The organism is Streptomyces sp. NRRL F-5126, from assembly GCF_000721265.1.
Taxonomy (GTDB): Bacteria; Actinomycetota; Actinomycetes; order Streptomycetales; family Streptomycetaceae; genus Streptomyces.
Map to the genome: position 1 here is coordinate 1 of NZ_JOFZ01000006.1, position 11,955 is coordinate 11,955.

An 11,955-nucleotide genomic window follows, 5' to 3' on the forward strand; every position below is an offset into this window, starting at 1 on the left:
ACCCGATGCTTCCTCGACAGTCGCATCCTTGCAGCTCAGCGGCACCTTTCTGCTACCAGGGCATCAGCTCAACCAATTCCGCTGAATAGTCGAGGTTGGTATACGGCTGAGCTGACTGGTCCGGATTCGGCGCCGAGGTGTTGGGGTTGGGCAGCGTCAGGTCAACGGGCATGCTGACGTGGAAGCGCGCCCAGGGCGACCACGACGTCTCGTACAGGCCGCTGTCCTTGGCGTAGGCAGACGTGTGGAAGACGTAGTCGCCGTTCGGCTTCAGCCGTCCGGCCCCCACGGTCACGGAGGCAGTGGAACCGGACTTGACGAAGTCGGATACCAGGACGCCGTATTGGTTGTCGCTGATGGCCACCTGGGTCTTGGGGTTCCCCGACGAGTCGGCGGTCCACACCTCGAAGGTGAGGTTGGCCGTGCTGCCATCCGCGTCGGTCACGGTGTTGCTCAGCTTGACCTCGGGCGTGCTGACCTGCCAGACGCCTGAGGCGTCCTTCTTGCCAGGTCCGGCCGAGGGGTTCTTGCCCGACACCGGCCGCGACGCTGCGGCCAGTGATTTCATCGCGGGCCCGGCGGCGGGCCGGGTCGACGGCGCGGCGTACGGATTCTGGTTGCGGTCAAACCCACCGCCGTCGGCTGCTGTCGCGGTGGCCACCCCGGACCCCAGGAACAGGAGCGTTGCGACGCCGACGGTTATTCGGCGAAGGATGGACTTTCTTCTGGATCTACCAGACAAGATCTTTCCCTTCTCGACCTGCGGCTCGTGTCCGATGCCGCCGCACCTTCCTATAACGCCGAGTACATGACAAGCCATCAGGTAAATCTCATCGAACCGGACAAGGCACCCAACTGAACTGTGATCATCTCCACGGTTTGGCCACGGTTGTACGCCCGTACGTGAAGGACCTGTGGTGATGCACTGCGCGGCACCCCGGTCGGCGGGAGTTGCGAGTTCGGGGCTACACCGACCGGGTCAGCGTTGCGAGGTACTCGGACGCGGTTGCGGCGCAAGGACGCAGTCGCCCATCGCCTACGTCACGGCCGCTCCGCACGTCGCGACGTATTACCGCTCCGGAAGGGGAGGCCGTTCGGCAGGGTGGCTGCGGCGCCAGACGACTTCCACACCGTGCTCCTCACAGTAGGCGCCGTGCTCGTCCTCGATGGGGAAGTCGTGTCCGTATCCGCCTTTGAAGCACTGCATGCGTCGCCGCTCACTCACCCGGCCGCCGCCATTCCGGCGCACGAACTCGTCCAAGGACAGCTCGTCGACGGGCTTCAAGCCATGCAGGTCACGGCACGAGGAACAGGCGTACTCCCCATAGCCGCTGGGTTCGCTGACGCCGACCAGCTTGAGGCTGTCGGCGGACCCTTCGTGCCAGTGGCACCAGCCGAAGCAGGCAGTCATGACGCACCGCCAGGGAGGCAGCCGCGGTGGGCACGGGGAAAGATCCGGATTCCATCGATGTCGAGACGCACACCGAGGTCGACGGCACTCCCCGTGGACACGGGCATGTCGCAGTAGGCGCAGGCACCACCGCGGCGTTGCTCGGTCGTCAGAGACGGTGAATCCAAGGACGAGTGGTCTGCCGTGAGGTCCATACCTCAGCTCCCTTGATCGGCTGTCGAGTCAAGGCCTCAACTTTGGCCCTGAATACGAGAGCATTCGAGGACTTCCAGAGGACTCATCAGGAGGGAAAACAGGGCCTTCTGTCACACATTCGCGCACAGATCGGCATACGCAAGGACTTTCAGGGAACACTGATAGCGACTCAGGAGGTGACCATGGCACGCCCCGCAGGCAACCATCAGCTCAAGGCAGCCCGCGTAGCCGCCGGATACGCATCACAACAGGCCCTCGCCGACGCACTCGGGGTCGGCGTCCGGCAAGTTCGTCGCTGGGAGTCCGACTCCCCGCCTTGGCCCCAGGCCGAGTTGCAGCAGGCCCTGGTCCGTGTCCTCGGGCAGGAGCTCCACGCCCTGGGCTTTCTTCCCCCTGCCACGGTTCCGGCTATCGGGCCCCGCACGCCCGCAACCGTGGCAGCCGTCGGACTCGCCGCAGTTCCCGCGCAGGCCCCCGCCAGGATGCAGCCAGCGACAGTAGCCGCCGATTACGGCGCTGTCATCCGAGCGCACCGTCGCCTGTACTGGTCCGTCGCACCGTCCACCCTCCACCCGACCGCCGCCGCGCACGCCAGTCTCGGCCGCACCCTGCTCACCGAGACCGCAGGGCAGACCAGAGTGCAGATCGCCGCCGGCCTGGCAGAGACCTTGCTGCTCGTCGGTCGGATCGAGTTCTTCGATCTCTACGAGCCCGGCGCCGCTGACGCCACCTGGCTACGAGCGCTGCAAGCCGCAGGACAGGCCGACGACCATCTCCTCGGGGCGGCCGTTCTCGCACACACGGCGTTCGTACCCGGCTGGGCCGGAGACCATGAGGCCGCCGCGGAACGCATGGTGGCCGCGCGAACCTACGCCCGTCGCGGCCAGGCCACTGCCGTGTTCCTCGCGTGGCTGGACGCCGTCGAAGCGGAATGCGAGGTCCGCAGCGACCGCCCGCGCACGGCGTTGAACCTGATCGGGCATGCTGAAGACATCCTCGCCCGCGGCGACGAGCAGCGGCCCCCGGAGTGGTTCGACTGGTTCAACCCCGTCCGCTTGGCAGCGTTCAAAGGCAACGTGCAGCTCAAGGCCGGGCATCTGCCACAGGCCCGTGAGGCCCTGGCGGGCGCGCTCGAAGCGCTCGACCCGGCGGAGGAGAAGCAGGCAAGCGTACTGCTCGGAGACCTCGCCGCCGTAGAGGCTGCGGCCGGACACCCGGACGAGGCCTGCGCGTACGCCGCGCGAGCGCTGGATCAGTTGGAGCGCACCTGGTATGCGGTCGGGATGGACCGGGTGCGCGCCGTGCGCCGAGCTCTGGTGCCGCATCAACAGAACCGTTGTGTACGTGATCTGGACGACCGGCTGTACGGCTGGCAGACGACCGTCAGCGCCCTCGCTCGTTGAACCACCCGACCCGTGGAGACAGTTCGAGGAGGCTCTCCACCCGGAAAGTGGGGAGCCTCCTCGCGTCTTCGTTGTCCCACTGGATCGTGGCCCACGGGCCACGGCGTACCAACGCGGTGCGCATTCCCGCCGCGGTGGCAGGTGCGAGGTCGTTGTCGACGCGGTCACCGACGTAGAGGATCTCGCCCGGCTCGGCGGGGACAGCCGCGGCGACGCGCTCGAAGAACGCGGCGTCGGGCTTCGACGCGCCCCAGTCGTCCGAGGTGCCGATCAGGTCGACGTCCTGGGTGAACAGTTCCCGCAGGATGCGCCCGGCGCGGACGGTCTGGTTGCCGGCGATGGCAAGCCACAACCCGTCCGCGCGCAGAGTTCGCAAGGCGTCGCGGACATCCCGGTAGAGGTCCTCTTCGCCGAAGTGCTCGGGCTGACCGGCAGCGGCCCGCTTGTCGCGCTCGGCGTAGAGGTCGAAGCCTGGCCGGAACTCCTGGAACACCTCGCGGTAGTCGCGGCCCTGGGCGATGACGGCGCCGAACATGGCGTGGAAGGTGTGTCGGGGGACACCGAGCCAGTCGGCCCAGGTGCCGTACTCCCTCGTCTCGTCCACGAGGCACTCACCAACGTCGAAGACCACTGCGCGGATCATGCCCGCATCGTAGAGGCGGGCGCCGGCGCAACCACAGGCACCCGCTCAGGCCAGGCCCAGCGAGCGCTTGAGGAAGTCGAGCTGCAACAGCAGCAGGTTCTCCGCGATTTCCTCCTGCGGCGTCATGTGCGTCGCGCCCGTCAGCGGGAGCACCTCGTGCGGCCTGCCCGCTTCCAGCAGTGCCGTGGACAGCCGCAGCGAGTGCGCGACCACGACGTTGTCGTCCGCGAGGCCGTGGATGATCATCATGGGGCGCGCGGGTTCCGCGGCGAGCGACAGGCCCTTGTCGGTGATCAGCGAGTTGCGCGCGTACACCTCCGGGTTCTCGTTCGGGTCGCCGAGGTAGCGCTCCTGGTAGTGCGAGTCGTAGAGCCGCAGGTCGGTGACCGGCGCGCCGACGACGGCTGCGTGGAAGACGTCGGGCCTGCGCAGCACGGCGAGCGCCGAGAGGAAGCCGCCGCCCGACCAGCCGCGCACGGCGACCCTGCCGAGGTCGAGCGGGAAGTCCTCGGCCAGCGCCTGGAGCGCGGCCACCTGGTCCTCCAGGATGACCGCCGCCATCTCGTCCTTGATGGACTTCTCCCACTCGGGGCTGCGGCCCGGCGTGCCCCGGCCGTCCGGCCTGATCACGGCGAACCCCTGGTCCGCGAACCACTGGGAGGTCAGGTGCGCGTGGTGCGAGGCGACCGCACGCTGGGCGTGCGGGAAGCCGTAGGGGTCGAGGAGTACCGGCAGGCTGCCCTGCGACGCGTCGTAGCCGGTGGGCAGCAGCACGGCGGTGGGGATGCGCCGCTCCCCCGCCTCGACCAGCCGGAAGCGCCCGGTGAGCACCGGTTCCTGCGCGTACGAGACGACCTCCACGGGCGGCCTGCCCTCCCGCACGACGGCCACCGCGGGGCCCTCGGGTCCCGGTCCCGCCGTCCGCAGGAGCGTGGACTGCCCGCCGCGTACGGCCGTGTGCAGGCCGGGACCCTCCGAGACGCGCCGGACGCCGAGTTCGTTGACGCGGTAGACGTGCACCTCGCCGGTCTCGGGGTCCTCGGCCTCCGGCCCCGCGGAGGCCGAGACGAGGATGTCGCGCACGTCGATGTCGAGCACGGCGCGTACGTGCAACTGCCCGCCCGTCAGCGCCCTGTCCCCCACGACCAGGACGCGCGCGCCGCCCTCGTCCGCGATGCGCACGAGCCTGCCGTCCGGCGCCCAGGCCGGCACGCCGTCGTGCAGTTCGAGCCAGCGCGCGTCCTCGTCCTCGTGCACGAGGCGGGTCTCGCCCGAGGCGGTGTTGACCGCCAGGTACCGGTGGTGCTTCTGGTCCCTCGACTGGACGAGCAGCAGCGGCGCGCCCGACTGCGACCAGTGCACGCGCGCGAGGTACGGAAAGCGCGCCCTGTCCCACACCACCTCGGTGCGCTCGCCCGCCAGGCCCATGAGGAAGAGCGTCACGTCCGCGATGGGCGTGCCCGCGGCCGGGTACGGCACGGAGGCGGGCGGCTGGTCGGGGTGTGCCGGGTCGGAGATCCACCACCTGCGGACCTTCGCGGTGTCCACGCGCGCGACGAGCAGCCGGTCCGACTCTGGGGACCACCAGAAGCCGCGCGTGCGCTCCATCTCCTCGGCCGCGACGAACTCGGCAACCCCGTAGGCGACCTCGTCCTTCTCGGGCGACGCGATCTCCCGGTCGCCCGAGCCGTCCGCCCCGGCCACGCGCAGCGCCCCGCGCGTCACGTAGGCGACGCGGCTGCCGTCGGGGGAGAGCCGGGGGTCGATGACCGGTCCCGGGGCGTCGAGCTCACGCACCAGGGGCTCCGTGAGGGACGCGGTGAACAGGCGGCCCGACAGGGCGAAGACGGCCGTCTCGGCGGCCGCGTCGACCGCGTAGCCGACGATCCCGGCCGAGCCCTCCCTGGTCCGCTCGCGCCGGGCGCGCTCCTGCGCGGACAGGTGCTCCGGCGCGCCGCCGAGCAGCGCGGCCGGGTCCGCGGCGATCCGCTCGCGCGGGCCGCCCGGCGCCGCCAGGTCGAGCACCCACAGCCGGTTCACCCGGTCGGTGCCTCCTGAGGACCGCAGGAAGGCCACCCGCGCCCCGTCGGGCGAGACCGCGAACGCGCGCGGGGCGCCGAGCGTGAACCTCTGGGTCACCGCGTGCTGACGCGGGAAGGAAAGCTGGTCCGTCGTGGTCATGACCGCGAATCTAGCGCCCCTGTGCGACAGGCGTGCGCCCCCGTCGTGCTGCCGTGCTCCGATCGATGCGTTGGTACGGATAGTTATGATCCGTAGCGGTGGGTGGGTAGGAAACACCCGCCGGGCACATGCTGCCCGCGCTTTCCACCGACCAGGTCTCGACCAACGCCCCGTGGAGGTGAACCACCGTGGTGCTCTCGATCTCGCTGGCGGTGCTGCTCGTGATCATCGTCGTCATGATGATCCGCAAGTCGGGGCTGAAGGCCGGACACGCGATCGTCTGCGCGCTGGCCGGCTTCTTCCTCGCGAGTTCGTCGGTTGCGCCGACGATCACCTCGCTGACGTCGAGCGTCGCGGGCATGATCGGGAACATCAAGTTCTGACCGCCGCTTACGGCCACCGCCCCGGGGGCGCTGTCGGTGGCTGCTCGTAGTCTGGTGCCATGACCGACCCGTCCGACCGCCGGCTGCTGCTCGTGCACGCGCATCCGGACGACGAAACGATCAACAACGGCGCCACCATGGCCAAGTACGCGGCCGAGGGCGCCGGCGTGACGCTGGTGACCTGCACCCTCGGCGAGGAGGGAGAGGTCATCCCGCCCGGGCTCGCACACCTCGCGGCCGACCGGGACGACACGCTCGGCGCGCACAGGATCGGCGAACTGGCCGCCGCGATGGAGGCGCTGGGCGTCACCGACCACCGCTTCCTCGGCGGCCCTGGACGCTTCCGCGACTCGGGCATGATGGGCCTCCCGCAGAACCACCGGGAGAACGCGTTCTGGCACGCGGAGGTCGACGCGGCGGCACCGTACCTGGTGGAGATCGTGCGGTCGGTCCGCCCGCAGGTCCTCGTCACGTACGACGACAACGGCGGGTACGGGCACCCCGACCACATCCAGGCCCACCGGGTCGCGATGCGCGCGGCCGAGCTCGCCGCCGACGCGGGTTACCGCCAGGACCTGGGTCCGGCCCACACCATCGCGAAGGTGTACTGGAACCGCGTGCCGCGCTCGGCGGCGGAGGCCGGATTCGCCCGGCTGCGCGCCACCGGCACCCCCTTCCCCGGCGTCGCCGACGTGGCGGACGTACCGGGCGTGGTGGAGGACGCGAAGGTCACGGCGGCGATCGACGGCTCCGCGCACGCGCAGCGCAAGACGGCCGCGATGCGGGCACATGCGACCCAGATCGCGGTGGACGGCCCGTTCTTCGCCCTCTCCAACGATCTGGGCCAGCCGCTGTTCACGACCGAGTACTACGAGCTGGTGCGCGGCAAGGCGGGGGCGCGGCCCGGCGAGCGGGAGAGCGACCTGTTCTCCGGCGTGCAGCGCGCGGGGGCCGAGGACGAGGGGGCGGCCGCGTGAGCGGGACGACGCGGCCGGGCGCCGCACCTGCGCAGCGGCCCGGGCCCGGCCGGGTGGCGGCGTACATCGGCCTGCTGGTGCTCGGCGCCGCGGTCGGCACGGCGGGCTCGCTGGTCCAGGGCGGCCTGTTCCCCGGGGGCCTCGTGCTCGCGCTGCTGGCGACGGCGGCGGTCTTCCTGGGCGGACGGCACGCCACCGGCAGCCAGTTGGGGCTCGGCTCGGCGGTCGTGGGCTGGGTGGTGTCCGTTATTCTGCTGAGCATGGGCCGCCCCGAGGGTGACGGTGTGTTCGCCGCCGGTATCGGTCCGCTCGTGTACCTGCTCGGCGGGATGGTGATCGCTGTGATCTGCGCCACTGTCTCGCGCCCCGCCGGTCCCGCCGCCCGGCCGGGGCCCAAGGGCGGCTGAGCACGGCAGTCGGCCGGTGAACCCGGTTCGCGGCCGCCGCACCGGACGGGTGGCTTCCCGCAGTCGCCGGGTACACGTCGGCCGAGGCCAGTATGGTGGTGCGCGCTCCGGCCGTCCCCCCGGCTTCCGGTACGGGAACCTGAACAACTGTGCACCAGCCGTACGAACATCGGCGGAGCCAACCGGGAGAACCTGCTTTGAGTCGTGAAACTGAGAGTTCGCCCTCCGGGCCCCACGGGCGCGGCGGTTCGCCGTACCCGACGGAGGCACCGCCGTACGGATCGCGCCAGGCGCCGGGTCAGCAGGACGCCACGGACGAGGCCGGCTCGGCGGCCGGTCCCCGGCAGGACGAGCCCAGAACCGAGACCACGCTGACCACGCGCATCCGCATCAACATCCCCGGATCGCGGCCGATCCCGCCCGTCGTCGTCCGCACGCCGGTGACGGACGGCGAGGCCACGGACGGGCGCGGCATCGCCGCGCTCGCCCAGAGCGACGCCGGCGGCGAGCGTACGGGGTCGACGCCGGCGCCGGGCGATCCAGCGGCCTCGGCCGCGCAGGACCCGGCCGAGGAGCCCGCGCCGCAGCCGGAGAAGAAGCCGACGAGCGACTGGTTCGCGCCACGCAAGCCGATGTCCACGGGCCACACGATGGGCGCGGGCGCCGCCGTCACCGCGGCCGGTTCCGTACCGGGCGCGGGCGAGGCGGGCGCCGGGCAGGACACGTCCCCGTTCGGCGACCTCGGCAGCCCGGACCCGTACCAGGACGGCGCCTCGCACACGGGCGGCCCCGGCACCCCGCCCTTCGGCGTCCCCGGTACCGCGGGTCCCGGCCCGGACGACCGGCCGAACGGCCCCACCGCGGGTCCCGCGACCGGCGGTTCCACGCTCGGCGCCATGCCGGCGGGCCCCGGCCACACCCCGCCGTTCGGCTCGCCCGAGATCCCGGACTTCACCGGACAGCACCCCGCCGCGGACCACCCCACCGCGACCCACACAAGCCCCGAAGGCCCCGCGAGCGGTGGTTCCACGCTCGGCGCCATGCCGGCGGGCCCCGGCCACACCCCGCCGTTCGGCTCGCCCGAGATCCCGGACTTCACCGGACAGCACCCCGGCGCAGACCACGCCACCGCCACCCACACAAACCCCGAAGGCCCCGCGCCGAGCGCCACGGCCCGTCAGGGCGACGCGCCGCCGCGCCTCTCGGACGACACGGCCATCCTGACGCCCCAGCAGCTCGCGCCCGAGCCCGGCGCTCCGGCCGCAGGCCACGTGTCGGGGTCCACGCTCAGCAGCGGCGCCCCCATCAGGCCGTCCGATCAGCGCACGGCGCCGTTCCCCGGCTCGGGCACGCAGGGCGGCCAGGGCCCGCGCCCGCGCCCCGACCTGACGCCCCGTCTCGACGACCGCCCCGCGCCCGGCCAGGGCCCGGGACCCGGCGGCCCGGGCCCCGGCGGCCCCACGGCGGCCGGACGGCCCGAGGCGGCGTCCGCGCCGGCGGCTCCCGCGAAACCCGCCGCCAAGAAGAAGGGCCGCTCGAAGCCGGTTCTCGGCGTGGTGGCGCTGCTCGTGGTCGCCGGCGGCCTGTACGGCGCGGGTCTCGTCATGAGCCACACCGACGTGCCGAAGGGCACCACCGTGCTCGGCGTCGACATCGGCGGCTCCACGAAGGACCAGGCCGTGGACACGCTGGAGAAGCAGCTCGGCAAGCGCGCGACTCTGCCGCTGAAGCTGACCGTCGACGGCAGGAGCAGCACGCTGTCGCCGGAGAACGCGGGCCTGACGCTGGACGACCAGGCCACGGTCCAGGCCGCCGCGGGACCCGACTACAACCCGGTCGACGTGGTGGGCTCGCTGTTCGGCAGGCAGCGTCCCATCGACCCGGTGATGCCGGTGGACGACGAGAAGCTGACGGCCGCCCTGAGCGGCATCGCGGGCTCCCTGGGCTCCGAGCGCGAGGGCACCATCACGTTCGACACCGGAAAGCCCGTCGCCGTGGCCGGTAAGGCGGGCAAGGGCCTGGACGTGGCGCGTGCCAAGCAGTCCGTGCGGGACGCGTACCGCAACCAGGTCGAGACGGGCAGTCCGGTGTCGGTGACCCTGCCGACGGTGGAGCAGCAGCCGACGATCAGCCAGGCCGACATCCAGCAGGCGATGAAGGACTTCGCGAAGCCCGCGATGTCCGACCTCGTCACCATCAAGGCGTCGAACGGCGCCTCGATCCAGTTCGGCGGGATCTCCCTGCCCAAGATCCTCTCGATGAAGGCGGTCGACGGGAAGCTGGTGGACAGCTACGACCTCAAGGCGCTGAAGAACGCGTACGGTTCCGCGTTCGACGGCGTCAAGGTCAAGCGCGCCGACGGCTCCTCGACGGCGGTCACCCCGCAGGACGTGGCCGACCAGCTGCGGGTGGCGCTGCGGGGCAAGACGCCCGCGGAGCGCACCCGCGAGATCGGCTCGCCGACGAAGGGGCTGACCGGCTGACGCGTCCGGCCGCGTGCCGCTCGCGGCGCCCGTGTCACGAACCCGGCATGACATCCGTCATGCCGGGTTTCCCACATTCGGCACTGCCGCCGCGCGCCACCGCCTCGGCAGGATGGGAGCCATGAAGACGACAGCTCCCCCTGCGACCGCGGTGGCGTCCTTCGCCGACGTGTCGAAGGCGTACGGCCAGGTGCGCGCCGTGGACGGCCTCACCCTTGACCTGCACCCCGGCGAGACGGTGGCCCTGCTCGGCCCCAACGGCGCGGGCAAGTCCTCCACGCTCGACCTGCTGCTCGGGCTGCGCACGCCCGACTCCGGCCGCATCAGCGTGTTCGGGAAGAGCCCGCAGGGCGCCATCGCCGCGGGGCACGTCGGCGCGATGCTGCAATCAGGCGGCCTGATGGAGGGCGTGCGGGTCCGCGAGATCGTCAAGCTCGCCTGCGACCTGCACCCGAAGCCGTACCCGGTGGACGAGGTGATGAACCGGGCCGGCATCGACCGGATAGCCGACCGCATGGTCGACAAGCTCTCCGGCGGCCAGGAGCAGCGCGTGCGGTTCGCGCTCGCGACGGCGGGCGCGGCCGACCTGATCGTGCTGGACGAGCCCACGACGGGCATGGACGTGACGGCGCGCCAGGCCTTCTGGTCGACGATGCGGGAGCAGGCGGGCCAGGGCCGTACGGTCCTGTTCGCGACGCACTACCTGGAGGAGGCCGACGCGATCGCCGACCGGGTGCTGGTGCTGCACAAGGGGCGGCTGCTCGCGGACGGCACGGCGGCCGAGATCAAGGCGAAGGCGGGCGCCCGGCGCATCGCGTTCGACCTGGAGGGCGAGATCGACGAGGAGGCGCTGCGCGGACTGCCCTTCCTCGCCTCCCTGTCGCTCTCCGGCACCACGGTGCGCATCCAGTCGCACAACGCCGACGCGACCGTGCACGCCCTGTACGGTCTCGGCTGCTACCCCCGGAACCTGGAGGTCTCGGGGCTCGGCCTCGAACAGGCCTTCGTGGCCATCACCGAGGCCGAGGAGGCCAGGACGTCGTGAACACCCTCATCAAGCTGGAGATCACCCGCACTCTGCGGAACAAGAAGTTCATGTTCTTCTCGGTGATCTATCCCGCGGGCCTCTTCCTCGTGATCGCCGGCCCGCAGGGCAACACCGTGGTCTCGGGCACCGGCGGGCTCACCATGGGCGCGTTCTACATGGTGGCCATGGCGTCCTTCGGCGCGCTGACCGCGGTCCTCATGGGCAACAGCGAGCGTATCGCGAAGGAGCGGGAGAAGGGCTGGGTGCGGCAGCTGCGGCTGACGGCGCTGCCGGGGCGCGGCTACGTGCTCGCGAAGATCGCGGGCGCGGCCGTGGTGTCCCTGCCGTCCATCATCATCGTGTTCCTGGTGGCCGTGGCGATCAAGCACGTCCATCTGGCACCGTGGCAGTGGCTCGCGCTCACGGGCGTGATCTGGGCCGGCAGCCTGTGCTTCGCGGCGCTCGGCGTGGCGATCGGGTACATGGCGAGCGGCGACGCCGTGCGCCCCATCACGATGATCATCTACTTCGGCCTGTCGATCCTCGGCGGGCTGTGGCTGCCGACCACCTCGTACCCTCAGTGGCTGCAGGACATCACCGCCTGGCTGCCCACCCACGCCTATGCGGGCCTCGGGCAGGCGATCGAGCTGGGCGGCGCGCCGCACGGCAAGGACGTGGCCATCGTCGCGGGCTACTTCCTCGTCTTCGCCGCGGGTGCCGCGTGGCTCTACCGGAAGGACACCAGGAAGGCGTGAGGACGAGGACAGCGGGGGGCGAGCAGCCCGGCGGCGGCCCCGGCGTGGGGCTCGGGCGGCCGCCGGAGAACCGCCGCCAGGCGGTGGTCA

11 protein-coding genes are annotated in these 11,955 nt (G+C 71.5%); 7 read left to right on the forward strand and 4 right to left on the reverse strand.

From position 1 onward, the window contains the following. Positions 1–52: 52 nt before the first annotated feature. Together IH48_RS0112800 and IH48_RS33215 are read right to left on the reverse strand one after the other, a co-directional pair. The gene (locus IH48_RS0112800) at positions 53–661 is read right to left on the reverse strand and encodes a hypothetical protein (RefSeq protein ID WP_158710284.1); all 609 of its coding nucleotides are present in this window, start codon (positions 659–661) and stop codon (positions 53–55) included. Positions 662–1,069: 408 nt separating this feature from the next. Further along, positions 1,070–1,411, reverse strand: coding sequence for a hypothetical protein (locus IH48_RS33215; protein WP_037841860.1), 342 nt, complete (start codon positions 1,409–1,411; stop codon positions 1,070–1,072). Between the two features lie 377 nt (positions 1,412–1,788). Here IH48_RS33215 and IH48_RS0112810 point away from each other — a divergent pair, with 377 nt between their 5' ends. Next, complete coding sequence (locus IH48_RS0112810) at positions 1,789–3,009, forward strand: helix-turn-helix domain-containing protein (RefSeq protein ID WP_030903134.1); 1,221 nt, start codon at positions 1,789–1,791, stop codon at positions 3,007–3,009. Here IH48_RS0112810 and IH48_RS0112815 read toward each other — a convergent pair. Both IH48_RS0112815 and IH48_RS0112820 read right to left on the reverse strand, forming a co-directional pair. Beyond that, positions 2,990–3,652: an HAD family hydrolase gene (locus IH48_RS0112815; RefSeq protein ID WP_030903135.1), complete on the reverse strand. Its 663-nt coding sequence runs from the start codon at positions 3,650–3,652 to the stop codon at positions 2,990–2,992. The genes IH48_RS0112810 and IH48_RS0112815 overlap by 20 nt on opposite strands. Before the next feature lie 45 nt (positions 3,653–3,697). Beyond that, positions 3,698–5,833 (reverse strand): S9 family peptidase, encoded by a 2,136-nt coding sequence (locus tag IH48_RS0112820; protein ID WP_030903136.1) that lies wholly within the window; start codon positions 5,831–5,833, stop codon positions 3,698–3,700. Between the two features lie 188 nt (positions 5,834–6,021). On the opposite strand from IH48_RS0112820, the gene IH48_RS0112825 reads away from it, so the two are divergent. The 6 genes from IH48_RS0112825 to IH48_RS0112850 all read left to right on the forward strand — a co-directional run bounded on the left by IH48_RS0112825 (position 6,022) and on the right by IH48_RS0112850 (position 11,865). Beyond that, entirely contained in the window at positions 6,022–6,216 is a 195-nt protein-coding gene (locus IH48_RS0112825; RefSeq protein WP_030903137.1) for a hypothetical protein, read from the forward strand. Between the two features lie 59 nt (positions 6,217–6,275). After that, a complete protein-coding gene (gene mshB / locus IH48_RS0112830) occupies positions 6,276–7,193 on the forward strand; it encodes an N-acetyl-1-D-myo-inositol-2-amino-2-deoxy-alpha-D-glucopyranoside deacetylase (RefSeq protein WP_030903138.1) in 918 nt (305 codons plus the stop codon). Beyond that, on the forward strand, positions 7,190–7,600 hold the full coding sequence (locus tag IH48_RS0112835; protein ID WP_030903139.1) for a DUF6113 family protein: 411 nt from the start codon (positions 7,190–7,192) through the stop codon (positions 7,598–7,600). Before mshB ends, IH48_RS0112835 begins: the two co-directional genes overlap by 4 nt. Before the next feature lie 197 nt (positions 7,601–7,797). Next, a complete protein-coding gene (locus IH48_RS0112840) occupies positions 7,798–10,083 on the forward strand; it encodes a hypothetical protein (protein ID WP_030903140.1) in 2,286 nt (761 codons plus the stop codon). A 121-nt stretch (positions 10,084–10,204) separates the two neighbouring features. Further along, complete coding sequence (locus tag IH48_RS0112845) at positions 10,205–11,128, forward strand: ATP-binding cassette domain-containing protein (RefSeq protein WP_030903141.1); 924 nt, start codon at positions 10,205–10,207, stop codon at positions 11,126–11,128. Continuing rightward, complete coding sequence (locus IH48_RS0112850) at positions 11,125–11,865, forward strand: ABC transporter permease (protein ID WP_030903143.1); 741 nt, start codon at positions 11,125–11,127, stop codon at positions 11,863–11,865. Before IH48_RS0112845 ends, IH48_RS0112850 begins: the two co-directional genes overlap by 4 nt. Positions 11,866–11,955: the final 90 nt, after the last annotated feature.